At 43.0% G+C, this 25,318-nt stretch carries 27 protein-coding genes; 13 read left to right on the top strand and 14 right to left on the bottom strand.

Going from position 1 to position 25,318, the window contains the following annotated elements; translation table 11 throughout:
- Positions 1 to 11 precede the first annotated feature (11 nt).
- Entirely contained in the window at positions 12 to 482 is a 471-nt protein-coding gene (locus RMX98_RS31355; RefSeq protein ID WP_322675771.1) for a GNAT family N-acetyltransferase, read from the top strand.
- 47 nt (positions 483 to 529) lie between these two features.
- Here RMX98_RS31355 and RMX98_RS31350 read toward each other — a convergent pair whose 3' ends face one another.
- The 5 genes from RMX98_RS31350 to purS form a co-directional block, all read right to left on the bottom strand.
- Complete coding sequence (locus tag RMX98_RS31350) at positions 530 to 1,039, bottom strand: GNAT family N-acetyltransferase (protein ID WP_322675770.1); 510 nt, start codon at positions 1,037 to 1,039, stop codon at positions 530 to 532.
- A gap of 9 nt (positions 1,040 to 1,048) precedes the next feature.
- Positions 1,049 to 1,603, bottom strand: a complete 555-nt coding sequence (locus RMX98_RS31345; protein WP_322675769.1) for a pyridoxamine 5'-phosphate oxidase family protein — start codon at positions 1,601 to 1,603, stop codon at positions 1,049 to 1,051.
- 118 nt (positions 1,604 to 1,721) lie between these two features.
- Positions 1,722 to 2,246 carry a DUF937 domain-containing protein gene (locus RMX98_RS31340; RefSeq protein WP_322675768.1) on the bottom strand — a complete coding sequence of 175 codons (525 nt, stop codon included), beginning with the start codon at positions 2,244 to 2,246 and terminating at the stop codon, positions 1,722 to 1,724.
- A gap of 281 nt (positions 2,247 to 2,527) precedes the next feature.
- Complete coding sequence (gene purQ, locus RMX98_RS31335) at positions 2,528 to 3,202, bottom strand: phosphoribosylformylglycinamidine synthase subunit PurQ (protein WP_322675767.1); 675 nt, start codon at positions 3,200 to 3,202, stop codon at positions 2,528 to 2,530.
- Positions 3,203 to 3,354: 152 nt separating this feature from the next.
- The gene (purS, locus tag RMX98_RS31330) at positions 3,355 to 3,633 is read right to left on the bottom strand and encodes a phosphoribosylformylglycinamidine synthase subunit PurS (RefSeq protein WP_104908105.1); all 279 of its coding nucleotides are present in this window, start codon (positions 3,631 to 3,633) and stop codon (positions 3,355 to 3,357) included.
- 145 nt (positions 3,634 to 3,778) lie between these two features.
- Here purS and RMX98_RS31325 point away from each other — a divergent pair, with 145 nt between their 5' ends.
- Positions 3,779 to 4,183 (top strand): Fur family transcriptional regulator, encoded by a 405-nt coding sequence (locus tag RMX98_RS31325; protein WP_322675766.1) that lies wholly within the window; start codon positions 3,779 to 3,781, stop codon positions 4,181 to 4,183.
- 249 nt (positions 4,184 to 4,432) lie between these two features.
- Here the strand turns inward: RMX98_RS31325 and zwf are convergent, their stop codons facing one another.
- On the bottom strand, positions 4,433 to 5,812 hold the full coding sequence (gene zwf / locus RMX98_RS31320; RefSeq protein WP_322675765.1) for a glucose-6-phosphate dehydrogenase: 1,380 nt from the start codon (positions 5,810 to 5,812) through the stop codon (positions 4,433 to 4,435).
- Positions 5,813 to 5,823: 11 nt separating this feature from the next.
- Complete coding sequence (gene gnd / locus RMX98_RS31315; protein ID WP_322675764.1) at positions 5,824 to 6,846, bottom strand: phosphogluconate dehydrogenase (NAD(+)-dependent, decarboxylating); 1,023 nt, start codon at positions 6,844 to 6,846, stop codon at positions 5,824 to 5,826.
- A gap of 598 nt (positions 6,847 to 7,444) precedes the next feature.
- Here gnd and RMX98_RS31310 point away from each other — a divergent pair.
- Entirely contained in the window at positions 7,445 to 8,707 is a 1,263-nt protein-coding gene (locus RMX98_RS31310; protein WP_322675763.1) for a flavin monoamine oxidase family protein, read from the top strand.
- Positions 8,708 to 9,099: 392 nt separating this feature from the next.
- Here the strand turns inward: RMX98_RS31310 and RMX98_RS31305 are convergent, their stop codons facing one another.
- Positions 9,100 to 9,339: a hypothetical protein gene (locus RMX98_RS31305; RefSeq protein ID WP_322675762.1), complete on the bottom strand. Its 240-nt coding sequence runs from the start codon at positions 9,337 to 9,339 to the stop codon at positions 9,100 to 9,102.
- A gap of 140 nt (positions 9,340 to 9,479) precedes the next feature.
- On the opposite strand from RMX98_RS31305, the gene RMX98_RS31300 reads away from it, so the two are divergent.
- The 5 genes from RMX98_RS31300 (at position 9,480) to RMX98_RS31280 (ending at position 15,066) form a co-directional block, all read left to right on the top strand.
- Positions 9,480 to 9,617: a hypothetical protein gene (locus RMX98_RS31300; RefSeq protein ID WP_322675761.1), complete on the top strand. Its 138-nt coding sequence runs from the start codon at positions 9,480 to 9,482 to the stop codon at positions 9,615 to 9,617.
- Positions 9,608 to 12,286 (top strand): PAS domain S-box protein, encoded by a 2,679-nt coding sequence (locus tag RMX98_RS31295; RefSeq protein WP_322675760.1) that lies wholly within the window; start codon positions 9,608 to 9,610, stop codon positions 12,284 to 12,286. The genes RMX98_RS31300 and RMX98_RS31295 overlap by 10 nt, the downstream gene beginning before the upstream one ends.
- 81 nt (positions 12,287 to 12,367) lie before the next feature.
- A complete protein-coding gene (locus tag RMX98_RS31290) occupies positions 12,368 to 14,176 on the top strand; it encodes an ATP-binding protein (RefSeq protein WP_322675759.1) in 1,809 nt (602 codons plus the stop codon).
- A 165-nt stretch (positions 14,177 to 14,341) separates the two neighbouring features.
- Positions 14,342 to 14,479 carry a DUF1304 family protein gene (locus tag RMX98_RS31285; RefSeq protein WP_322675783.1) on the top strand — a complete coding sequence of 46 codons (138 nt, stop codon included), beginning with the start codon at positions 14,342 to 14,344 and terminating at the stop codon, positions 14,477 to 14,479.
- Positions 14,480 to 14,679: 200 nt separating this feature from the next.
- A complete protein-coding gene (locus RMX98_RS31280; protein ID WP_322675758.1) occupies positions 14,680 to 15,066 on the top strand; it encodes a hypothetical protein in 387 nt (128 codons plus the stop codon).
- A gap of 12 nt (positions 15,067 to 15,078) precedes the next feature.
- On the opposite strand, the gene RMX98_RS31275 is transcribed toward RMX98_RS31280, so the two are convergent.
- The gene (locus RMX98_RS31275) at positions 15,079 to 15,258 is read right to left on the bottom strand and encodes a Uma2 family endonuclease (protein ID WP_322675757.1); all 180 of its coding nucleotides are present in this window, start codon (positions 15,256 to 15,258) and stop codon (positions 15,079 to 15,081) included.
- A 275-nt stretch (positions 15,259 to 15,533) separates the two neighbouring features.
- Here RMX98_RS31275 and ureE point away from each other — a divergent pair, with 275 nt between their 5' ends.
- The 3 genes from ureE to ureG all read left to right on the top strand — a co-directional run bounded on the left by ureE (position 15,534) and on the right by ureG (position 17,320).
- Positions 15,534 to 15,980 (top strand): urease accessory protein UreE, encoded by a 447-nt coding sequence (gene ureE / locus RMX98_RS31270; protein ID WP_322675756.1) that lies wholly within the window; start codon positions 15,534 to 15,536, stop codon positions 15,978 to 15,980.
- Positions 15,955 to 16,647, top strand: coding sequence for an urease accessory protein UreF (locus RMX98_RS31265; RefSeq protein ID WP_322675755.1), 693 nt, complete (start codon positions 15,955 to 15,957; stop codon positions 16,645 to 16,647). Before ureE ends, RMX98_RS31265 begins: the two co-directional genes overlap by 26 nt.
- 76 nt (positions 16,648 to 16,723) lie before the next feature.
- A complete protein-coding gene (gene ureG / locus RMX98_RS31260) occupies positions 16,724 to 17,320 on the top strand; it encodes an urease accessory protein UreG (protein ID WP_322675754.1) in 597 nt (198 codons plus the stop codon).
- A 322-nt stretch (positions 17,321 to 17,642) separates the two neighbouring features.
- Here ureG and RMX98_RS31255 read toward each other — a convergent pair whose 3' ends face one another.
- From RMX98_RS31255 to RMX98_RS31235, 5 genes are all read right to left on the bottom strand, one after another.
- Entirely contained in the window at positions 17,643 to 19,508 is a 1,866-nt protein-coding gene (locus RMX98_RS31255; RefSeq protein ID WP_322675753.1) for an ABC transporter ATP-binding protein, read from the bottom strand.
- A gap of 81 nt (positions 19,509 to 19,589) precedes the next feature.
- Positions 19,590 to 20,036, bottom strand: a complete 447-nt coding sequence (locus RMX98_RS31250) for an HNH endonuclease (RefSeq protein ID WP_409881022.1) — start codon at positions 20,034 to 20,036, stop codon at positions 19,590 to 19,592.
- Positions 20,037 to 20,171: 135 nt separating this feature from the next.
- Positions 20,172 to 20,447, bottom strand: a complete 276-nt coding sequence (locus RMX98_RS31245) for a hypothetical protein (protein ID WP_322675752.1) — start codon at positions 20,445 to 20,447, stop codon at positions 20,172 to 20,174.
- A 324-nt stretch (positions 20,448 to 20,771) separates the two neighbouring features.
- Positions 20,772 to 21,347, bottom strand: a complete 576-nt coding sequence (locus tag RMX98_RS31240) for a single-stranded DNA-binding protein (RefSeq protein WP_322675751.1) — start codon at positions 21,345 to 21,347, stop codon at positions 20,772 to 20,774.
- Between the two features lie 272 nt (positions 21,348 to 21,619).
- Positions 21,620 to 22,876 carry an FAD-dependent oxidoreductase gene (locus RMX98_RS31235; protein ID WP_322675750.1) on the bottom strand — a complete coding sequence of 419 codons (1,257 nt, stop codon included), beginning with the start codon at positions 22,874 to 22,876 and terminating at the stop codon, positions 21,620 to 21,622.
- A 183-nt stretch (positions 22,877 to 23,059) separates the two neighbouring features.
- Between RMX98_RS31235 and RMX98_RS31230 the strand changes: the two genes are divergently transcribed.
- Together RMX98_RS31230 and RMX98_RS31225 are read left to right on the top strand one after the other, a co-directional pair.
- Positions 23,060 to 24,469 carry an ABC transporter ATP-binding protein gene (locus tag RMX98_RS31230; protein ID WP_322675781.1) on the top strand — a complete coding sequence of 470 codons (1,410 nt, stop codon included), beginning with the start codon at positions 23,060 to 23,062 and terminating at the stop codon, positions 24,467 to 24,469.
- 184 nt (positions 24,470 to 24,653) lie between these two features.
- Complete coding sequence (locus RMX98_RS31225; protein WP_322675749.1) at positions 24,654 to 24,932, top strand: DUF2442 domain-containing protein; 279 nt, start codon at positions 24,654 to 24,656, stop codon at positions 24,930 to 24,932.
- Positions 24,933 to 25,318 lie beyond the last annotated feature (386 nt).

Here is a 25,318-nt window from a genome sequence, read left to right as displayed (position 1 = left end):
ATAGCAAGAAGATGAAGGGTAGGAATATTTTCATTCGAGATGCAAATAAAAAAGATATTCCTGCGATTATGGAATTGATTCATTTAAAAGCCGAATTTGATGGTTGTCCTGAATCTGTAGAAGCAACTCTTCAAAAGCTAGAAATTGATTTATTTCAAGAAAAGCCTCTTGCTTTTGTTCTTTTGGCTGAAGTTGATGGGGATACTATTGGGTTAGCAACCTATCACTTTATCTATTCAACTTTTTTAGCAAAACCTGGGATTTGGCTTGATGATTTATATGTCAAAGCTGAATATCGAAGCCAGCAAGTTGGTCAAGCGCTAATGCTACGCTTGCGCCATATTGGCAAAGAAAAAGGTTGTGGCAGAATTGATTGGACTGTAGCTGTATCTAACGAGCGTGGAATCAATTTTTATGAAAGAATGGGTGCAAAGATCATTAATAAAGTAAAATTATGCCGCTTACATGGTCAGGAATTATAGTAAGGTGAGCATTATAATGCTCACCCTAGAAATGACAAACTTTTAGTTTAAAAATCAATTTTCATTTTGAGAGACATTCCACCAACTCGGTTGATTATCTCACTGTCGGGGACGACTTCAAAACCAAATCGTTTATATAAACTTAATGCCGGATTTGTTGCTCTGGTACTAAGCGATATTGATGGATAAGCTGTTTTAGCTGCTGCTAACAAATGCGTGAGTAAGTGCGTTCCTATACCTTGATTTCTATGTTGGGGAAGAACTGCGATCGCTAATTCGGGAATGCGATCGCTAACATAACCATATCCTTTATTTTCACCTGTCAATAAACGCAGCCATGCGGCCCCTACTGGCTGATTACTACTTTTCAAAGTAGCGACAAAGCCAGTATCATCCTTATAATATCCCCAATTTTTTACATATTTTGCCAAATCAGGATTATTCTTCGCATCTTGCACTGTCAAATTCCCTTCTTCAAGCAGATGGGCTGCTTCGTAAAGCATTTGCCAAAGAAAAGGCTCATCTTCTTGTGTGAGTCTACGAATAGAATAATCCATCAGGCAAATTTAGGTTAATTTACTCAGTGGTGTTGCTAAACCGTCAATGCTGACAAGATTTTTTTGCTGTTGATATTCTCGAACTCCCTCTTCGCCTTTTTTACTAGCCCAGTTTACTAAAGTCTGGCGCTGACCTTGATATTCATAGAGTGGTACGCCAAAACCACAGGAAGTCTGGATTTTTTCAATGTCAGCGACGATAATTTGACGAGTTCCAGGTATCGGCAAAAACAGGGAGTATAGCGAGTCCCACTCTGGAGAACTCGGTAAAATCGTGGTTCCTTGACCGTAAAGACGCAAAATACACGCGGGTTCTTGAAAGGCACAAAACATGAAGGTTATCCGCCCATTTTCTTGCAAATGTGCTGATGTTTCGTTACCACTACCTGTGAGGTCTACATAAGCTACTCGGTTGGGAGACAAGATACGAAAGCAGTCCTGACCTTTAGGAGACAGGTTAACATGACCCGTAGGACTCAAAGGTGCAGAGCCAACAAAGAAAATGTGTTGGGCAGCAATAAAGTCTTGCAGTTCGTCAGTAATACAGTCAAATAATTTAGACATAGACTGTCTGATTTATATTTACAAACTTATCATGTTCTCAGCCTATGTCTTAGCTAAAAATCTAGCAAGGTATTATTACCGATATCTAGTTTATCGGAAGGGAGTGGGGAGAAAACTGTTACTGTCTCATATACCGACTAGCCATTTGGATGGCATCAGCGATATCGACATCACCATCACCATCAGCATCCAAGAAGGAATTTAGGACAGGATTTCCGCCAGCTTGGGGATTTTGAGCATTGGCACCTGATTGCAAAAACTTTAGCACTAAAGGTACTGCCAAAGGCAGCAATTGTTGAACGATACCAGCATCCAATCCAGTGCGCTGGGCTGCAACCTGAGCTACTTGTTGTTGTATCTGAGGAGAAAACAACGAATTGACGGCTTGGGGGTTGGGAGAAGTACCAGCATATTGGCTCACTAAATTTTGTGTGGCCTCATTACCATCTGTGGCTTGCTTGTCTTGTAAAGCAGAACGCACTTGACCACCCACAATTGATAAAACTGATTGGATAGTAGAAGGATCTGTGCCTGTGCGATCGCTCAACTGTTGTACAGTATTGACAATACTTCCTAGTTGACCTAAGCTGCCCTGTTGATTGGGATTAGCGACAGCACCAAGAATTTGATCGAAAAGTCCCATAAGTTTGTTTCTCTCTTTGTTCTCAAAAACTTGCCAAAACTGACTTGAAGTGTTTTGTCTACACGGATTTTTGTAAGTCTACTAAAAGATTAAAACACGCAAGCTTCATAATGAACGAATAAAATTTCAAAAGCTACTAACTCAAGGATGAGAAATTGATCGAGCGATTTCAAATTCTGCAAAGTTCCCACTAAAAAAAATAGATCGCCGTCTGTAAAAGAATGTTCATCTATCTTTCAGACAGCGATCGCAAAAAGCCTAACTTATTCTCGATATTTGCTCTACGCTAATGCCGTTACTTTCTCTAATAAGCCTTGAAACAACCTCAAGCCATCATTTCCCCCCAGCATTGTGTCTGATGCCCTTTCTGGGTGCGGCATCATGCCCAATACATTGCCTTGGCGATCACTAATCCCGGCAATATTGTTCAGTGAACCGTTGGGATTTTCGCCTTCATAACGAAATAAGACTTGTCCGTTATCTTCAATTTTTGCGAGAGTGGCTGCATCGGCGTAGAATCGACCTTCTCCGTGGGCAATGGGCAAAGTGATAACTTCACCACTCGTATAAGCTTGCGTCCATAAGAGATCAGTACGCTCAACTTTCAAGGGGACGCGATCGCAAATAAAATGCAAATCCCGATTTCTGGTTAACACCCCTGGCAATAATCCAGCTTCAGTTAATACCTGAAATCCGTTACAAATACCGAGGACAAACTTACCTTTTTGGGCGTGTTCCACAACCTGTTGCATCACGGGTGAAAAACGCGCGATCGCACCACAGCGCAGATAATCTCCGTAACTAAAGCCACCAGGGATGATAACGACATCCAAATCAGCAATATCTGTTTCTTGATGCCAAACCATGCGAGTTGGTTGCCCCAGTAAATCTCTGGTTACATAAGCAACATCGCGATCGCAATTAGAACCGGGAAAAACAACGACACCGAATTTCATGATTGGGGAATGGGGAGCAGTGAGCAGGGGAGCAGGGGAGCAGGGGGGCAGGGGAGCAGGGGAGCAGGGGAGCAGGGGAGAAGTTGCAGTAAAGTAAGTTTTTCCCCTCCGCCCCTCCGCTCCTCTGCCCCTCTGCCTCTTATGCCCAATCCCTAAAATACCCCAGTTTGAGTTTCGACCTCAATTAATTCAAAGCGGTAATTTTCAATTACGGGATTTGATAGCATTTGGTCACAAATGTTATCAAGGTCTTGACGCGCTTTCTTCTCTTCAGTTGAGGTGATGGTGAGTTCAATGTACTTGCCAATCCGCACCTGGTCAACGTTATCGTATCCCAGTTGCTTAAGACCGGATTGTACAGCCACACCGGCGGGGTCTAAAACTGAAGGACGAAGGGTCACGAAAATTTTGGCTAGATACTTGGTTTGCACGGGCTTTTGCTGAATGCTGCGATCGCTATACTATAACTTTCTGTTCCAACTGAGTGAAAATAAGATTACGAAGCGGTTAAAGTTAATTGATCAATTAGCCTATCTAACAGTTTCAAACTACAGTGGCATACTTAAATAATTGTCTATGAGAGCCATACGCACCCGCAGTCAAGAGCGGATTTTCAACCTGCTGAAAACCATTAAAAAAGGCATTTCCGCCCAGGATATTTACGTAGAATTACGTAATACAAATCAGAGCATGGGTTTAGCAACAGTTTACCGTTCTCTAGAAGCCTTAAAGCTCGAAGGTATGGTACAAGTGCGGAATTTGGCTAATGGTGAAGCCCTTTATAGTTTAGCGCAGCAAGACAAACACCACCTCACTTGCTTGCAATGTGGTATCTCAATTCCGATTAATCAATGTCCCGTTCATGACCTAGAAAATCAGTTAGAATCCAGCCATAAGTTTAAAGTTTTTTACCACACCCTAGAGTTTTTTGGGTTGTGCAGTCAATGCCAGGTAAATCAAAATATTGAAATTGGTCAATAGTTATACCAATTTTTATGAGAAAAATAAAGCGGTTTTACTAACATCACCTCGATCCACAACTTGCACTTGCTTCTTTAATCACTATTGCCAATAGCCCAGATCAGTGAATTCACAGGACGGGAACAGCCAACTAGTGATTACCTAATACTTTGCTCCCGCCGTTTTGAGGTTTTTAGTAAGAACTTGCTTACCATTGCCATGAGTTGGTGAAGCCCAGATATTATATCCCAAGTTTGTGAGTAATATATGCTACTCCTTACCTAAGGGATTGTACCACTGATCCGTAGGTGAGAGCAGTTTATCTGACTCTGGTGGGCCCCATGTATTTGGCTCATATTCGTAAACGGGTGTGACATTATCAAGAATTGACTCGACAATCCGCCATTCCTCTTCTACAGTATCTTCGCGTACAAACAAGGTGGGATCGCCCCGCATAGCATCACCCAATAGACGTTCATAGGGTTCCATCTCGTCGCCGCCTCCGTAAAAGGCCAGAAGTTCAACCGCAGAGCCGCTCATATCTTCTCCAGGGATTTTAGTGCGAGCGCCCAATCCCACAATTACCTCAGGATCTAGTAAAAAACGAACATAATTAGCATTTTCTTTTCCTCCCTCCTGGAACACATCTAAAGGTGGACACTTGAGCTTGACCATTACCTCAGTAGTTTTAACAGGCAATTTCTTCCCAGCCCGGATGTAAATGGGAACTCCTGACCACCGCCACGTATTAATAAATAACCGCACGGCAACAAATGTTTCTACTTGAGAATCAGGAGAAACGCCTTCTTCGTGGCGGTAATCAGAAAATTGACCGCGAATAATATCATCGGGTTGCAGTGAAGGTATGGCTTTGAGAATACGTTCTTTTTCATCTCGAATGGAATCGGCCGCCGTGCTAGCGGGAGCATCCATACACACTGAAGCCAATACTTGCAGCATGTGGTTTTCCACTACATCCCGAATTGCACCAGTCTCCTCATAGAAGCGCCCCCTTCCTTGAATGCCAAAGTCCTCTGCCATCACAATCTGGATGCTTTCAACATAATTGCGATTCCAGATGGGTTCGAGAAGAGAGTTGGCAAAGCGAAAATAGAGTAAATTCAGCAGTGGTTCTTTGCCCAGATAATGGTCGATGCGATAGATGGATGATTCGGGAAAAACTGATGCCAGAATTTGATTTAACTCGCGTGCTGATTTCAAATCCCGTCCAAATGGTTTTTCAATTACCACCCGCGCATTTTTAGCACACCCTGATTCACCCAATCCTGACACTACTTGTGCAAACAGGCTCGGTGGAATTGCCAGATAGTATAGGGGATGAGTGGCATCACCAAGGGCTTGACGTAATTTTTCGTAAGTTTCTGGTTTGTTGTAGTCACCAGAAACGTACTGAAGTAGTCCAGAAAGTTTCTCAAATGCGTCTCGATCTATACCACCATGATTTTCTAGACTATCACGTGCCCTTTCCCTAAGTTGATCCGTCGTCCAAGGTCGTCCGGCAACGCCAATTACTGGGACATTGAGATTGCCCCGTCGTACCATTGCCTGAAGGCTGGGAAAGATTTTCTTGTAGGCTAAGTCACCTGTTGCCCCAAAAAATACCAGTGCGTCTGAATCAGGAGTTCCCATGACTAACCTCTTTAGGAATTAGCTTTTTCATGATGCCCGCCAAACTGATAGCGCATGGCTGACAAAAGTTTATCGGCAAAGTCTGCTTCCCCACGCGAGCTAAAACGAGCAAAGAGCGCTGCACTTAATACTGGAGTCGGTACAGATTCGTCAATTGCTGCGATCGCACTCCAGCGCCCTTCGCCAGAATCTGATACTCGACCACCAAACTCTTCTAAATTGGGGCTTTCTAATAAAGCGATCGCTGTCAAATCTAATAGCCAGGAAGCAATTACACTACCCCGCCGCCAGACTTCGGCAATATCTCCCAGATTAAAGTCATACTGATAATACTCTGGATTTCGTAATGGTGTGGTTTCGGCATCGATCTCGCGCTGATTGTTGCCCACGTTGGCGTGGTGAAGAATATTCAGCCCCTCTGCATAGGCCGCCATGACACCGTACTCAATACCGTTGTGTACCATTTTCACGAAGTGTCCTGCACCGATGGGCCCACAATGAAGATAGCCGTGTTCAGCAGTACCGCCCGCCTTCTCTCGTCCGGGAGTGCGCTCAATCTCTCCTACACCCGGAGCTAGAGTTGCAAAAATAGGGTCAAGACGTTTGATTGCCACCTGTTCGCCGCCGATCATTAGGCAATAACCCCGCTCCAATCCCCAAACACCCCCGCTCGTACCGCAATCAACGTAGTGAATCTCTTGCTCCTTGAGTGTGGCTGCTCGACGAATGTCATCATGGTAATATGAGTTGCCACCATCGATAATAATGTCATCTGGTTCGAGGAGTGGAATTAGGGTTTCAATTGTTTCATCCACCGAAGCAGCAGGCACCATCAACCAGACGGCACGAGGTTTGGATAACTTGCTGACTAGATCAGCGATTGAGCTGGCTCCGGCTGCAATTACACCTTCGTTCACCATTGCGGACAATTTCTCAGTCCGGCGGACATACCCAACTACATGATGCCCTGCACGCATCAAGCGCTGTGCCATGTTCGCGCCCATCCTTCCGAGTCCAATCATTCCAAGTTCCATAGGTTTTTCGCCTCCTAGTTTTCAGCTTTTTGTGTTCAATAGCAGCAAGGGTGGCTGCTACTCCTCTGTTGAGGCACTTACGGGAAGACTAAGTTCAAGCAAGTGTAATTTTAGTGGTAAATAAGAAACTGGTAATCTGAACGCTTCTCACGATTAACATTTATCAAAATAGAATTCACACTCAGTCGCCAGAATCCTCTTGTTTGGATTGGAGTCTGGCTGGTGGATAAATTATAGGGGTTTAAGACCCCCACTAAACTTTCAATTTAGTAGTCAAATTTCGTAGTCGCAGGTTTAAATCGCCCACTACGAAAGTTGTGACTTCTAATTTCTGGCTTCTGGATTCTTTTTCAATTGGGATCAGAAAGCGTGACACTAATCAGAATTATACTCAGAGACTTCCGAAAAATAAATCATACCAATTTGGGATTTGGGATTTTAGATATGCAGAGAGTGGATACTCAAAAACCTTTTGAATAACACTCCGGTGGATAGAAGAGACAGCCAACAGAGTATGCGACATTACGATGAGTAATTTCTCAGATTAAAACAATTGATTTGATTTGGGCGAAGGTATGTAGCAGGATAATGATGACTAATGAGCAAACGAGTAATTGTAATTGGGGCTGGGTTGGCAGGACTGACGGCTGCTTATGAACTCACTCGTGCTGGGTTTGATGTGCAAGTTTTTGAAGCCCGCGAACGAATTGGAGGACGAGTCAAAACGGTCTTTTTGGAAGAAGAACAGCATGGCGAATTGGGTGCAGAATTTGTCGATGATAACCATACAGCATTGATATCCTATGCCACTCAATTCGACCTCAGATTTCAATCTGCCTTTGAGTTTCCAGATGGCCTCTGTTATTACATTGATGGTAATTTTTCTACTCCAAAAACGCTCTTGCCTCAACAGCGAACTTCTTTAAATGATGTATATCAGAAGTTAGATCAATTATTATCACAGGTTGCCGATCCTGCCCAAACATTAGCTCAGTGGTTGACTGCACAATCGATTGATCCCTTTGCCTGCAAAGTTGTTCGTCAGCAATCCTATGGAATGTATGCTGCTGATCCGGAGGCAATTGGAGTTGATTTCTTTGCTTACAGTGGTACTTCCGGCGATCGCAGTCTGCGAATTCAAGGTGGTAGTAGTCAAATTGCAACTGCATTTGCTCGCTTTTTAGGCGATCGCATCCATCTAAACACCCCAGTTGTACGGATTCAGCAGCAAGAACAAACTGTTGCCGTGAGCCTAAAAACTCTTCAGGGGCAGGTTGAAGTATTTTGCGATTGGATTGTTGTCACGGTTCCCTGGAGTGTCTTGCGTCATTTGTCGATTGAAGCTCCGCTTACACAGGCACAACGAGAGGCGATAACCCACTTGCCTTATGGCGCATCGGTTAAGACTTTACTTCAGTACTCCAATCGTTTCTGGCAGCAATCCAGTTTTGGGCTGCTTGTGGGAGACACACCTTATCAAACTATCTGGGAATCTACCCTAACTCAAGTAGGTGAAGCGGGAATTCTGGCTTGTACAAGCAGTGGGACACCTAGCCGAAATATTTCTGGACACTCCGTTGAGTTCGCACAACAGACAATATCTGCGCTTTACCCAAATGCTCCCAAAGCGATTGCAACTACAACTCATAACTGGAGTGCCGATCCCTGGTCACAAGGATCTTACTGCTACTTCGCTCCTAGAGATTTGAAAAGCTGGCGTTCTGATTTACCGTACTCTGCTGGACAAGTCATTTTTGCGGGAGAACATACCGCTCCCCTTGAATATTGTGGCTATATGGAAGGAGCGATTCGCAGTGGACAACGAGCAGCAGAGGAAATTTTAGCTTTCGCTATTACATGAAACGCAGATTTTATTTACCCCATTTTTTTACAGATGACTTCTTGCAGAAGTGAGGCAGCAGGGGGCAGGGGGCAGGGAGCAGGGAGCAGGGATCTGGGGGAAAAATTTTAAAGATAAATCATTTGTATCAGAATTTTCGTGAATTGGTATAAGGGGTAAAAGGGAAAGGGATGGAATTTCCCCTTATATCATGTCCGCTTGATTGCTTATTCAACCCGAATAACCCCACTCCTAATCCGCTCTTCGCTTGCCTACCGTGTATACACAAGTCCAACCTGAGCAAGTTTCCAGCTTAAAAAGATGGATTCAAATTGTCTCAAACCGCGAACAAGGGTAGTCCAGGAGGTCTACCAGAGAGATATCCAGACCATCCACCCAATCGAGCGACGATCCTAAGTAGCCCAAGGCAAACAACCCTGTGGATAAGGATTTTGCAGTTTTTTGGTATCTCCTTCAAAAGAAGGCTGAATTTGTGATAAGCATTGCTGCTGATTTGTAGAAAATGTTAGTTCGGCAGAAAATTGAGTATTGTCGCGTCCTTCAACCATTTGTAAGGTTCGCACGGCTACGGACAAAGCCAAAATTGTCAAGCGTTGAATAGCGATAACAGACTCTAGCTGATACCAATTCACGAAAATAATGAGACAGATGCAAACCCCGAAAGCCTTACTAATTCTGACTTTCTTAATTTTGAATTTTGAATTTTGAATTTTGAATTGGTATGAGTCGTTTCTAAATTCAAGGAAAGCTGTTTTGAGGGTGGCCTCCTGAAATGATTCTCGCCGTAGCAACTGGTTCACCCGATTGGGTGTATGCGATCGCAGCATCCAGAACTACCCTGAAAGTAGAGCCACTTTTTCGGCTGTTAGCGATCGCGCTAACAGCTAAAAAACTTTCACAATGGCTATGATTACCTTGAATATTATGCCAATTGCTTATATATCAAAGGGTCTAAGAGTGGATGAAATTGTAAAATCCCCGTATAAAGTAGAGAATATCACTCTGTTGGAAAGTATTGCTGCCAATTTACCGGGGATGATTTTCCAAATTCTGCAACGGCAGGATGGTTCTGTATCTATCCCTTATATTAGTTCTGGTTGTAAATATTTGTATGAATTAGAAACAGAAGTTATACAGGCAGATTATGAGGTGCTATACAAACTGATTCATCCACAAGATATAAAAGCTTTTATCGAATCTATTAGTGTTTGCCGCAACACTGTTACACCTTGGCGTTGGGAAGGTCGGATTATTACGCCTAGTGGCAAACTTAAGTGGATTCAAAGTACTTTGCAACCCGAATTACAAGAAACAGGCGATTTGCTTTGGCATGGCTTAGTTATGGATATTACAGACCAAAAACAAGCCCAAGAAAAATTGCTTGAGAGTGAGGCGCGCTATAAAGCAATTTTGGATGCTATCCCCGATTTGATGTTTCGCATCAGCCGTGAGGGTGAGTATCTAGATTTGAAAAGTGAAGGAGCAAATGTCACTCTCTCTAGAGAAGAAATAGTAGGAAAAAATGTGCAGGAATTATTGCCTAGTGATGTTGCAGCTATTAGCCAAGTAGCGATCGCTAAAACTTTAGATTCTGGAACTTTACAAACTTGTGAATATCAGCTAACAACGCCTTTGGGAGTCAGAGATTATGAGGCGCGGTTGGTAGTGAGTGGCGCAGATGAGGTACTAGCAATTGTCCGGGATATCACAGATCGTAAACAAGGAGAAGTCGCTTTACAAAATCTTGCCCAAAAATTTGCGAAAGCTTTTAGCTGTAGTCCCGATTCCATTACCATTAGCACCCTGAAAGAAGGACGCTTCATCGAAGTTAACGACAGTTTTGTGAAACTCTCAGGTTATGAGCGAGATGAGGCGATTGGTAAAACTGCTTTTGAGTTAAATCTTTGGGTACACGATCGCGATCGCCTAAATTTAGTGCAGGAGTTGCAAGCCACAGGAGTCGCTCGGAACTTGGAAATTGAATTTCGGCAAAAGTCTGGCGAGATAATTACAGCGCTGCTTTCAGCCGAAGTCATTGATTTAGATGGTATTCCTTCGATTTTAGCAGTGCATCATGACATTACAGAACGCAAACAAGTAGAAGCGCAATTACGGCTTTGTGCCCAACGCGATCGCCTGTTGGCAGAAACCTTAGTACGGATTCGCTCTTCGCTGAACTTAGAAGAAATTCTTCAAACCACCGTGACGGAAGTCAGGCAATTTCTGCAAGCAGATCGGGTTTTTATTGGTTTAAATAATACCGTCAAAACTCTTGCAGAATCAGGAGATCCTCAGTATCCATCAGTCTCAGGCTGGTCTACTAATGATGAAGCTTATCTACAAGAATTAAGAAATTTACTCAAAGGTAATGTTGTGGGTGTCATTGAGGATGTAACACAAGTAAAATTCTCTCCCAAAGTAAAAGCGCACTTTGAAAAATTCCAAACGAGAGCGACTTTGGCTGTACCAATTATGCTAAATAATAAATTATTTGGTGCATTAATTGCCAATCAATGTTCCGGGCCGCGTCATTGGCTGCCAATAGAAATTGATTTGTTACAGCAGATGTCAGAACAGGTAGCGATCGCGATTCAACAAAGCCAGATTTACCAAAAGCTAGCAGAACTCAACACTAATTTAGAACACCAAGTCCAAGAACGGACAGCACAGTTGCAGGAGAAAATGCAAGAAGTTGAAAAATTACATCGCGTCAAAGATGTAGTTTTGCATACAGTTGCCCACGATTTACGAACTTCCGTGATGGGTAACTTGATGGTGTTAAAGAATTTGTTAAATCAGGGAGTGGGGAGTGGGAAAGCAGGGGAGCAGGGGAAGAAGGGAGCAGGGGAGCAGGGGAGCAAGGGAGCAGGGGAGCAGGGGAGCAAGGGAGCAATTACAGCAAGTTTTTCCCCTCTACCCCCCATCTCCTCTGCCCCTCTGCCTCTTTCCCATGCCCCATGCCCCATCCCCAATGCCCAATCCCAAATCCCAGTATCTCGCTCAATCATCGAGCGGATGATTCAAGGCAACGATCGCCAGCTAACAATGATTAACTCATTGCTAGAAATTAATTCTGCTGAAAAAGAGGGTCTGGAAATCAAACCCGAACCTGTGCAATTTAGCACCCTACTGAGCGGAATATTCACCCACTTAGAACCTATACTGACAAAAAATCAAGCGACTTTAAAGAACTTGGTTCCCGCCGATTTACCGTTAGTAATGGCGGATGGGACTTGCTTGCAGAAAGTCTTGGCACATTTGATCATACATAGTTTGCAAAATAATCCACCAGGATTAAATTTTACCCTGAGTACCACCGTTGAGGGCACAATGATTCGCATTCAGATTCAAGATGACGGTGTGGTAATGAGTAAACTAGAGTGCGATCGCCTTTTTGATCTCCATGTCCGCGATCCCCAAGACTGTTGTTCTACAAGCATTGGCTTAAAAATGTATCTTTGTCGGAAAGTTATTAAGGCGCATGGCGGCGAAATCGGTGTTATTAGTAACCGCAAGCGTGGATTAACTTTCTGGTTTACACTACCTCTGTTCACTTCATCCGCAACAAATCGCCCATAAATCACCAAAAAATGAGAGGGTGTTATTTATGGCAATGTTGAGTAAGGGAAACACCCTCAAGATATGGGCAAAGTTGCTCGGATGCTAATAGCTACTCCATTTACAACAGTGCAAAGCTGGTGGAGAAAAACCTTTTCTGTACCAACAACAGATGAAGTCACTACTCGTTACAGAGATTGGCGTAACCGTTTTTTGTGGCAGAGATTACGTTTATGGTTATGGCTGGCGCTAATCTGTCTGTTGTCTTTTACTTTGCGAGACATTTACGCTTTGTTTTTTCCTTTTGCAGAGTTACAGCAGCTGCCAGAAGTACTTAGAACGAAGCGTTTAGTAATTAATGCTACAATGCTCGCAAGTATAATTATTTTCTTTGCCTTACATAGAACCAAGTTAGGTCGTCATCGTCCAGATTTATTATTTTTAGGGTCTTCTTGGTCAATTAGTTTCGCATCGCAGTTATTTGCAACTCTTAGTGGTTTCGCGCTACCCGATACCATTGGTTGGTCGTTGTTGTTCTTGAGCCAAGCTGTGTTGATGCCAGTCTGCTGGATTTTGCACTTGCTGACTCAAGCAAGTGTGCTGATTTACTTTTTTGGTGTGAATACAGCACTTGGGCTAAAAACACCAATCCCCGACCACCCAGGGATATATAATGCAACGTTCATTTTATACATTTTTTGGTTTTGTATTATATGTGATATCGGTGTTTATCTATACGATCGCCTGCAACGCTCTGAATTTTACGCTCGTCAAGAACTGGAATCTGCCTACCAAAAACTCAAAGTTGCGGAAGCTAAATATCGCACTATTTTTGAAAATGCTGTTGAAGGGATTTTTCAAAGCAGTCCCGATGGACGTTATATTACGGCAAATCCTGCTTTAGCACGCATTTATGGCTACTCCTTAGCAAAGGAGGTAACAGCAAATTTCACTGATATTCAACAATTGTACGTTGATCCGAACCGTCGGGCAGAATTTGTGCGCCTGATGGAAAAGTATGGCAGCGTTTCCGAGTTTGAGTCCCAAATTTATCGCCGAGACGGGAGTATTGTCTGGATTTCAGAAAAAGCCTACGCAGTGCGTGACGAAAAAGGAAAACTTCTCTACTACGAAGGTTTGATTGAAGATATTACCCAACGCAAGCAAACTGAAGAAGAACTACGAGTATTTTTCCATGCAGTTTCCCACGACTTACGCAACCCAGTGCTGGGTACTTTAATGGTGCTGAAGAATTTGCTTAACAGTGGGGAACTGGAAACTGGGAATCAAGGGCAAGAAGAAGTCTCTTCCCAATCCCCAAACCCTAATCCTCAATCCCTAATCCCTGTTTCACGCTCAATTTTAGAGCGGATGATTCAAAGTAGTGATCGCCAACTTAATTTAATTAATTCCTTGATGGAAGCTCATGTCAGCGAGGTGCAAGGTGTTGTTTTGCAGCGTCAAGCCGTACAATTACTGACAGTTGTCGAAGCTGCGATCGTCGATTTAGAGCCATTGCTAGCACAAAATCAAGCCAAGCTGACAAATCTGGTATCCGCAGATTTGCCATTAGTGAACGCTGATTCTACACAACTATGGCGAGTTTTTTCTAACTTAATTGTCAATGCTTTGAAACATAATCCCCCCGGATTGCTGTTGACAATTAACGCTACCCGTAAGGATGACAAAATTTATTGTACTGTTAGTGATAACGGCATGGGTATTAGTAAACAACAAAGCAATCGGCTTTTTGACCTTTACTTTCGCGGTGCAAGTATCGGCAATTCTGTAAGTTTGGGATTGGGATTGTATTTGTGTAAGCAAATCATCCATGCTCACGGTGGTGAAATTGGTGTAAATAGCGCATTGGATGAAGGGGCAACTTTTTGGTTTACATTGCCTATTAACTGAATAGGAAGCAGCACCTAATGCTTGCAAAGTTACCAATTGAGCTTCTGTTAATCCTTGATTTTTTCAAGCTTTATACCTTCGTAGGAACGAGGCGCTCTCCAAGTTTTCTCACATATCCAAAACCATTGATTCCAAAGAAGTGGAAAACTTGGACTTTCTAGCTATATAGCGATACGCGGCTTACATCTAGTAGCGATCGCAGGTATTTTTTGTAGCATTACCTTAAAACGTCCAACAGCATTTTTAATCCAATCATTACCTGCAATATTGGCTTTATTCTTGCTATGGTATCCTAATATTTAAAATATATTATGCGACTCATATTTGAGTTTTGAAATACACGTAAATTTGGCGCGTACATATCCATGTTTTGGTATGCAGAGCCAATTCTCCATTACTGTATGTTAACAAATAAAACAAGTCTGAGTTAGTTTATAATTTATACTTGTTTTCCTTGAAGTTAAAACGCACGTGTTACCAAAATTAATAGGTTAATTTTCATAATGCAAGAAATACCAGAAGAAATTCAGAAGCAAATCAAAAAATGGCATCAAGGTGCAGTAATATTACACTCCATTTACATAACTTTAGGAGTAACTTCTATACTTTCATCCTTGATAGTCGCTACCTTTGTTCAAGAACTTGGAACATTTAGGACAAAAGTTTTTGCTGCAATTAGCGCAGCTTCTATTGGAATTATCAATACTACAGGTGTTGGACGAAAGGGTAACGGATTTCGTCAAGCTCAAAGACATTTAAAAGCTGAAACAATAAGATTCAGTGCCGGAAATAGTACTATTGACGATTTAGCAAAAGCTTTTGCAGAAGCAGAATCAATGATAGGAGACGTAGAAATTAAAATACGAGATTCATCAGATTCACGACAATGATCCTAAACCACTTTAATCTGACCAAACATCGATTTGCCGAGCGATTTTAACACAAACTTGTTGATGATGGCGGTGAGGAGTGCGAGTCACAAAGAGTTCTCCATTAATAATTTCATAGCGTGTCCACTGATTTTCGGGTAGAACTTCTAAATCGTGAATTGTCCAGCATACTCCCTCAATGGCTTGGTTCATGATTGTCCCCGTTTGGCTTGCTGCCTTCTTTGCTTAATTTTATCTTTCCTTCAGGCAAGGGAGTTATGGTATTTAAATTTAGAGGATGTCTGAGAAGTATTAAATATTTCGCTTGATCCCCGCTGGCTCCCCTTTTTAAGAGGGGAACCGGAATCAAAGTCCCCCTTTTTAAGGGGGATTTAGGGGGATCTACAAGTCTCAAATACAACACCAAAAAGTTTTCAGACATCCTCTTAGAATCATAATGAAAAGCAAAAGTTCAGGCGAAACTCTGTATGCTGACATTCACCCAACTTAAACCACCTAATCGCGATGCCACAGTCAGCTTTACTCTGGCGCTAACAGCAGAAGAACGTACCCGCAGTCGTCATCGCTTTGAAACTGAAGATGGTAAGGTTGTGTTTTTACATTTACCGAGAGGAACTGTTTTACATGATGGCGATATTCTGCAAGAAGAAACCCATAGCAGTTTAATTAGAATTACTGCCAAACCAGAACTAGTGTTAACTGCTTTTGCCCAAACATCACTTTTGTTATTACGGGCAGCATACCATCTAGGAAATCGCCATGTACCTGTAGAAATTACCCCAACTTATTTACGCTTGTCTTCAGATTCAGTTTTACAAACTATGTTGGAACAATTGGGGTTAGAAGTTAAAGAGGAAATTTTACCGTTTCAGCCAGAATTAGGAGCTTATGGACAACACCATCATGCTCACTGATAGCCATCTTTTGAGTATTTTACAGTTGGCTAGCCCCGCTTTACCTGTGGGAGCATATAGTTATTCTGAAGGTTTGGAAATGCTGGTAGAAAATGGTACGATCGCTAACCACACACATCTCAAAGATTGGTTAAAAGCAGAGTTGCTTTACGGGGCAATTCGGTTAGAGGCGGCGGTGATGGTACGATCGCAGCAATCTGCAAAAATAGGTGATCTAGAGTCGCTACGCCGTTGGAATCTGTGGTTATCGGCTGCTAGGGAAACAGAAGAATTACGCGCCTCTAGTTGGCAGATGGGGCGATCGCTGATCCAATTACTTGGTAAACTAGAACCGCAGATTATACCTATTGCCAATGCTGTCGGTAATCCTTGCAATTATGCGATCGCTTTTGGTATTGCCGTTGCCCATTGGCAAATCAGTATCCAAGCCGCATTACTTGCATATCTGCATAGTTGGGCAAGTAATTTGATTACTGCTGGCGTGAAACTGATCCCTCTTGGACAAACAGCAGGACAGCAGTTATTGCTAGATTTACAACCATTATTTAGCGTTGCGGCGTTAGAAATTCTCGCGTTGGAGGACGATGAACTCGCCTGCTGTAGTTGGGGTTTATCGCTGGCGAGTATGCAGCATGAAACGCAGTATACAAGGTTGTTTAGGAGTTAGTCAAAATAATTCGTAATACTTCGACTACGCTCAGTACAAGTTCGTAATTCGTAATTATTACAAAGGACAAATAAAAATGAATGCATTTCGAGTGGGGGTTGCTGGGCCAGTGGGTTCGGGGAAGACGGCTTTGGTAGATGCTTTGTGTAAGGGGTTGCGTGAGCAGTATCAGGTTGCGGTGGTGACGAATGATATTTATACTCAGGAGGATGCTCAGTTTTTAGTGCGTTCTCAGGCGTTGGCTAGCGATCGCATTTTGGGTGTAGAGACTGGTGGTTGTCCCCACACTGCTATCCGCGAAGATGCTTCGATGAATTTGGCGGCAATTGAACAATTAGAAGAACGTTTTATCGATTTGGATTTGGTATTTTTGGAAAGTGGCGGCGATAACTTAGCTGCTACCTTTAGTCCAGAATTGGTGGATTTAACGATTTACGTTATTGATGTTGCGGCTGGTGATAAAATTCCCCGCAAGGGTGGCCCCGGTATTACTAAATCTGATTTGTTGGTAATTAACAAAACTGACTTAGCACCTTATGTTGGTGCAGATTTAAGTGTGATGGAACGAGATGCAAAAAAAATGCGCGGCGATAAACCTTTTATTTTTACTAATTTAAAAACTCAGTCTGGACTTGAAGATGTAATTAATTTTGTTTGCATAAATATCTGTTGAAAAAGAATTCAAGAGTCAGAATTCAGGAGTCAGAATTCAGAAGTCAGAAGTCAGAATCAAGACAACTAAATCTGCATATTTAATGCAATACTGCTCGGGTTTTGGATTTTTAACTCGGAGTTGGGTTTGGGGAAAAGGTTAAAGGGTAAAGGTTAAAGGTTTTTTCTTTCCCCTTTTCCCCAAAACCCGACAAGTATTGATATTTAATGGGTGTGCAAAAACGCCGTTTATTCAGATGTTTGCAGACTCGCTACCTTTTGGCTATGCGCCACTTGTACAGAATTCATGCCCAATTCTGACGACTGACGCCTGAATTCTGTTTCTATAAAGCCTTCAGATGCCGACTTTGCACCCGTTCAGCACTACCAGTAGGAATTGCAGCAATTAATTTTTGTGTATATTCCTCTTTGGGTTCTTGGTAAATCTTTTCGGCTGTGCCTTCTTCAACAATTTGACCGCGATTCATGACTAAAATGCGATCGCTCATAAATTTCACTACACTTAAATCGTGAGAAATAAAGATATAAGTAAGCTGAAAGTCTGACTGTAACTCTTTGAGAAGATTTAATACCTGCGCCTGTACTGAAACATCTAACGCTGAAACTGATTCATCGCAGATGATAAACTTAGGATTTAACGCCAAAGAACGAGCTATGCAAATCCGTTGGCGTTGACCGCCAGAAAACTGATGAGGATAGCGGTTAATCGCATCTGCACTCAACCCCACCCGTTCTAAGAGTTCAACTACTCGCTGTCGTCGTTGTTGTTTTGTCTTCCCAACAGTATGAATTAACAAAGGTTCCATTACCGCGTCCCCAACCTTCATCCGGGGATCGAGGGAACTAAAAGGATTTTGGAAGACTATTTGCATTTCCCGCCGCAGTTTTTGCAACCGTTCTCCTTTGAGGCTAGTAATATCTTGTTTCTCAAAGATAATCTGACCACTCATCGGTTCAATTAAGCGCAGCAAGGTTCTGCCAAGAGTAGTTTTACCGCAACCAGATTCTCCCACCAAACCTAGTGTTTCTCCTGGTTTGACATCAAAAGAAACGCCATTAACTGCCATATTGTAGCGTTTTGTCCCACCAAACACCCCGCGCACTGGAAAACCAACTTTCAGGTTGCGGATTTGCAGCAGAGGTTCTTTCTCATTGAAGTTTGCCAATCTTGCAGCAATCTCTTCTTTGGTGACTTCTGTAGGTTGTGCGGGTTCTTTCGGCTGAATAACAACTTGTCCCGTTGGCGTCTCTTCTGCACTCATATAGTCGGAAACGGTGAGTAATTTTTGGGGACGGCGGTCGAGTGTGGGGCGACAAGCTATCAAACCTTTAGTATATGGATGCTTGGGACTACTGAAAATTTGCCGAGAAGTACCAGATTCGACAACTTTACCTCTATACATCACCGCTACTTGGTCAGCAATTTCTGAAATTAGCCCCAAATCGTGGGTGATAAAAATCATTGCCATGTCACGGCTTTGCTGCAATTCTCGCATTAACTCCAAAATAGTCGCTTGCACCGTTACATCCAAAGCTGTGGTTGGTTCATCGGCGATTAAAATTAATGGGTTGCAAGAAATTGCCATTGCAATCATTACCCGTTGCAACTGACCCCCAGAAAGTTCATGAGGGTAGCGTTCCAGCATGGCTTCTTTGTGTTCTTTAACCAACTGTGCCAACTTTGATGGTTCTGGTTTAGATGAAGTTTCGATATATTGCTGCTGTATTTCTTCATCACTAGGTAAAAGTTTTACCTCTTGCAGACCTGCGATCGCAATTTGTCGTGCTTGGGCTGCTGACACCTTTTGATGCCGCATAATCGCTTCTGTTAGCTGAAACCCGATGTTATAAACCGGATTAAGCGAACTCATCGGTTCTTGAAAAATCATGGCGATGTCGCCACCCCGGTGTAACTGCATTTGCTCAGGAGGCAATGTTACCAAATCGATCGGGTTGCCATTTTCTTGAGGACGAAACCAGATTTCACCACCAGTAACTATACCGGGAGTTTGCAACAAACCCATCACTGCTAAGGCTGTCACCGATTTACCACTCCCTGATTCTCCTACTATTCCTAGAGTCTCACCTCGATGCAGCGCAAAGGAAATACCATCCAAAGCTCTGACACTGTTGCCATCACCGGGAAATTCAACTTGTAAATTGCGAACCTCTAGGACAGTTTCTCTCATAGGAGTTGGGTTGGAATTCTAACTTAAAATTATTTGGATTTTAACAAGAGTTGTGATCTATTATGTAGCTAAATACGGTTTTTACGTTTGAATTGGATCGTCAATTGATGGATGCCGACCGATTTCTTTATCAGCTGCACGAATATTCATAACTCGTTCCCGATTCAAGGTTAGTACAGTGACGGTCGCTCGTCCAATAGGTGTCAAACCAATAATTAATAGTCCATCCGCAGACCAGATAAAATGCTCACTCCAAATGTGCTGTCGCGGATTAAACAGTAAAACTTCTTCTCCAGATTGAGGGTCAGTTGCTGTAAGCCGATTTGTCTTCCTGCGATTGCAGTGAAAGCAAGCCAATGCCAGATTTTCCAGATTATCTGTTCCACCTAATGACAACGGCATAATATGATCTACCGTAAACTGCACATATTGCCATTGTTCAGATGCATGACAATATTCACACAGGTAGTTAGCACGTTGACGTACCTGCTTTTGTATAAGTAAGTCGTCGTGAATATTTATCGTCAGGGCAAGGCAGGAGGCAGGAGGCAGAAGGCAGTAGGAAAGAGAGTTTGAGCTTCGTTTATCTTTATTAACATAGTTCTGTTTTTTCTCACCAACTTACTTAGATTCAGAAATCTTGCTACGAGAAGACACAATTTATTATGCTTGCTGAGTTGGAGCAACAGACAAATTACGAATTGTGCGATTTACAAAGCTTAGGTAGTCATCAATTTCTTCGTAGCAATCAAGTTCTTTTTCTTCTTCTGGACTAAGTGAAGTGTTTTGCTGTTTCGCTAATAGTTCTGCAATGCGACTTTGAACAGTGTTGGATGCTCGAAAAACTGGAATACCTTCCTCCAACTCAATCCGAACCGCGCCATCAATGGGTAATGTTATTGGAAGACTATTGAGTTTAGGTGGTAGAAAAATGGTCACGTCGCTTCGCTCCGAATTCAAAACTCAAAATTTACGCATCATAATTCCCATAAATTTAGTTGTGTACCATGAGTGTTTGCCGATCACGGCAGTGTCAAGGAATTAATCTATGAGTAATTTTGATTGTAGCTTATAGTATTTTAGATTTTGGATTGGGGATTGCCTTGTTTGCCTCAATGATCTCACAATACGCTTGGGTTAAAGCTAAAACTCTTTGTTCAAGTCAACAGACAAAAAAATAGCACATCTTCAAGGATGGCTATTTGTAGAAATTATCTAATGTAATGTTAGTTAGCAAATTAAATACACGCTCAACTACCAACTTTAGAACGGAATATCATCTTGATCTGGTTCTTCCTCTTTCACTGCTGGATAAGTGGTTCGCTCATAATTTGTGGATTGGGGTACGGGTTCGTAAGTTTTCGTTTGGGGAGCAACGCCAACAGGATTTGTCGCTGGAGTAGGTGCTGGACGTGGTGACTCGTAAGTGGGAACATCTTTCTGTGGAGGACGAGATGCTGAAGATGCTTGTCGAGGAGCAGTTTCAGTGAAGGATGGAGTTACGTTTGTTGAGGGTAATGGATCGGTATTAAAACTACCTCCAACAGATTGAATTTGTTGCACTGTCAGTTCAGCGCGTTTTTCTTTAAAACCTTCTTGACGATCAACAGTATTCATAGTTAAACGTCCTACCAAGATGACGCGATCGCCTTGGTGGTAATTTTGCTGAATTTCTGTCGCTAAATTCCCCCAACCGACAACTTTTAAGGTAGCTGGTGGATCTTCGGGTTTCTGGGAATTGGGAAACTGCACCAACATTTCCGTAACTCCCAGATTATCGGCTGTGTAGCGGAGTTGTGGTTCGTTAATAATTTCCGCCATCAAAACGCAACTGTTCATTAAAATTACTCCTGAGTGCAAAAAGTACTGATTCAAAAAGAGAGGGTTTTTCTATGTAGTGCCAATTAATATCTAGATATGTTTAATTGTTTGCATTTTTTAATAATGCCTGAGTTTTTAGTCCTTTCTAGCATAAAAGCCAAGCGATCGCTTTGAACAGCATTAAATATGCCGCCCGCCACTTTCGCTTGACTAAATGAGCATTGAATTCTGCATCAAAGTAGTATAATTGTACCACCAATTCATCAAATATAAAAAATTATTGGCAAACATTAAGCCTTGACGTGAACTGGAAAAACACCCAAGGCGATCAACCTGGCTGGAAGGTCGCGCAAGATGGGTAAGCGCAAAAACGCAGGTGGTACAAAGGTGCGATTTGAGGTGATAACCGGGGCCAATACCCGCTTTTGGATCAAAGTTTGAAACGCCTGAATAATGCGTGTGGGCAATTCGCGTTGACGTTGTACTTTTGCTAGGTCGCTAAGTTGTACTTGTCGGTTTTTGAGCGGTTTGCTGAGTACATTCGCTGCAACGACAGCATCTTGAATCGCGTAGTTAATCCCAACTCCACCCACAGGGGACATTATATGAGCTGCATCACCAATGAGTAATAGTCCCGGACGATACCAGCGTTTGACGCGGCTGGACTCTACTGAAAGAAAAGCTACTTGTGACCAGTCATGTAAATTTTCGATGCGTTGCTGGAATTCTGGCACTACTTCCACAACAGATTTTTTTAATTCCTCCAAACCCGCAGCCCGCAGTTGTTGATAGCCTCCCTTGGGGATGACATCGGCAACTTGCCACTCATCACCACGATCAAGCATGGCAATGATTTTACCTTGACCAAAGCGCCCCATTCCCCCTTCAGGGTCTTCTGGCTGACGCGGTAGGCGAAACCAGAGGACATCCATTGGCGGCGAAGTTTCGATGGATTCAAACTCACCCAAGTGGCGTAAACGTGAGTGACGACCGTCTGCACCCACTGTCAGTATTGCCCGAATTTCGTGCCAACCACCGCCTCCTCGATAGCGGATACCTTGAATCACGCCATTTTCACTAATTAATTCCTGCACATTCGCACCCATTACCAGATGGAAATTAGGATATTTTTGTGCTTCTTGGGTGATGAACTCCAAGAATTTTACCTGGGGAAGCATTGTAATGTAGGGATAATGGGTTTTCAGATGGCTAAAATCTGCGAATGTGACAGTATCTTGAGGAGTTTGAATACTAATTTGGCGCATTTTGGTATGGGGAAGTTTTAACAAGCGATCGCTTAATCCCAATTCCTCCATAATTTCCATCACCGATGGATGAATTGTATCGCCGCGAAAATCGCGATCGAAGTCTTTATGTGCTTCCAGCAGCATCACCGAAATGCCTTGACGCGCTAACAACAGCGCCAAAACTGCTCCTGCTGGGCCACCCCCCACAATGCAACAATCTGTGGTTTGTACGTCTACAATGTCATGGACAGGATTAATACTTGGGTCTTGAGAAAGATTTTTAGGTACATCGGTAGTCATCACAACACCTCTTGATAGCCCTAAAATTCAGGATAGTTTGCTTTTGATAGTGCAAGCTGTTTTTTTAACTTTTCGTATTTACCCTGAAGGTGTATTATGATGGGCGCTAAACTGTCATTGGTCATTAGTCCAAATCCAATGCCCAATGCCCAATCCCCAATCCCCAGTGACAATAATTTAGTTGTGTCCCAAGTTGTTTTAGAAAACGTTTATAAAAGTTTTTCCCCGCGTCAAGGGGAAAGTGTTACCTCACAAACCCAATCTCTCCTCACGTCTGGGGAGAAAACTGATACAGCGCAAGAACGGGCGGGAAGTGTTAACGTCTTGCGGCGGATTAACCTGACGATCGCAGATGGCGAGTTTATGGTGCTGGTAGGCCCTTCTGGTTGTGGTAAAAGTACTTTGCTGCGGTTAATCGCTGGGTTGGAAACGATGACTGGCGGTAATATCTGGGTAGGCGATCGCTTGATCAATGACTTACCACCCAAGGAACGCGACATCGCAATGGTGTTCCAAAATTACGCCCTCTATCCTCACATGACGGTGTACGATAACATTGCCTTTGGGTTGCGCCGCAGGGGAAGCAGCACTTCGACTCCCTTCGGCTTTGCTCAGGGCAAGCCGCTCAGTGACAAGGGAGCAGGAGAGCATACTTCGACTCCCTTCGGCTCCGCTCAGGGCAAGCCGCTCAGTAACCAGGGGAGCAGAGGAGAAAATACTCCCTATCTTCGGACGTGGGCAGAAAATGTTTTTGTAGGGGCGACAAGAAATTTACCTAAAGGATTGCGCTACATTTCTGACAAAGAACGGGCGGTGAATGAGCAAGTGCGTAGTGTTGCCCAACTGTTGCAAATCGAAACATTGCTGAATCGCTTACCCAAACAGTTATCTGGGGGACAAAGACAACGGGTTGCATTGGGAAGAGCGATCGCGCGTGACCCGCAAGTATTCTTAATGGATGAACCACTTTCTAACTTAGATGCCAAACTGCGGGCGGAAACCCGCGCCCAAATTGTCAAATTGCAGCGCCAACTGGGGACAACGACAATTTACGTTACCCACGATCAAACAGAAGCGATGACAATGGGCGATCGCATTGCGATTATGTCTGAGGGTAAAATTCAGCAAGTTGCTTCTCCCTTAGAACTTTACAACCGTCCTGCCAACCTTTTTGTAGCAGAATTCATTGGTTCGCCACCGATGAATTTTATTCCTGTGGAATTTCATGCCCCTCTATTGATTACTCGTTCCCAGTTTCGTTTCACCCTCCCAGAAGTTTGGGGAAAAGCTTTACAAAAATATGATGGGAAAACTCTAATTTTAGGCATTCGTCCAGAACACTTTAACTTGAGTATGCCTGCTACCAAAAATCTACCAGTGCAAGTAGATTTGGTAGAGAATCTCGGCAATGATTCCTTTCTCGCTGTTAAAATTGCCGAACCGGGATCTAAACCTGCTACTACAGCCAATTCCCTACAAGTGCGAATACCACCAGACCGATTTGTACAAGCTGGTGAGCAACTTTGGTTATCTCTAACTCCAGAGAAAATTCACTTTTTTGATCCAGAAACCGAGTTAGCTATATTTCCCTAATACTAAGTACCTCAGCGTAAATAAATTAAAGTTTGTAGTAAGGACTTTAGTCTTAATAATCCTTGTAGTGGGCGATGAATCGCTCACTACAAACTATGATTTTATTCAAAAATTGATAGAAAACTGGGAACTAGCTAGAGACAATCAAATCCTCAATAGCGTCTTATCATTGGAGTAGTAAAATATGTTAAAAGACATTATTGCAGTAGAACCAAGGGAAAATTATCAACTATATATCCGTTTTGAAGATGAAGTGGAAGGAATAATTAATGTTAGTAAACTGATTAAATTTACAGGTGTTTTTGCACCTTTACAAGAGCAAAAATACTTTGCTCAAGTTGAATTAAACCACGAATTAGGCACAATTCAATGGCGATCGGGAGCCGACCTCGATTCAGATGTTCTCTATGCAGTGATTAGCAATCAGCCTATTCCTAAGTATAATTCACTACGGCTCACTTAAGGATAATTGTAGCGACTGTCTTGATTGTCAAGTGCGCTCGCCTGATGTTTGTGGAGGTTTATGAAAGCGATACCTACGGCGGGCGGTTCCTGAGCGACTTGTGCCAAGCGTATCGCTAAAGCGAAAGCTCCGCTAACGCGTAGCGTCTCGTAGAGAAGTCGAGGTAAGCCGAAGGGCTACGCCTACGCACCTGTGTACTTGATCGCGGTGCGATAAAGTTTGAAGTACCTCAAAACGACTTTGAAGTACCTCAAAACGACTTTGAAGTACCTCAACACGACTTTGAAGTACCTCAAAACGACTTTGAAGTACTTCAACACGACTTTGAAGTACCTCAAAACGACTGAGCAGTCACTCAAACCCGCTTTCAACTACCACAAAACGGC

The sequence above is a fragment of the Nostoc sp. DedQUE02 genome (assembly GCF_034531035.1).
Taxonomy (GTDB): domain Bacteria; phylum Cyanobacteriota; class Cyanobacteriia; order Cyanobacteriales; family Nostocaceae; genus Nostoc.
The sequence above is the reverse complement of the archived record's forward strand: the minus strand, read 5'-3'. Positions and strand labels throughout refer to the sequence as shown.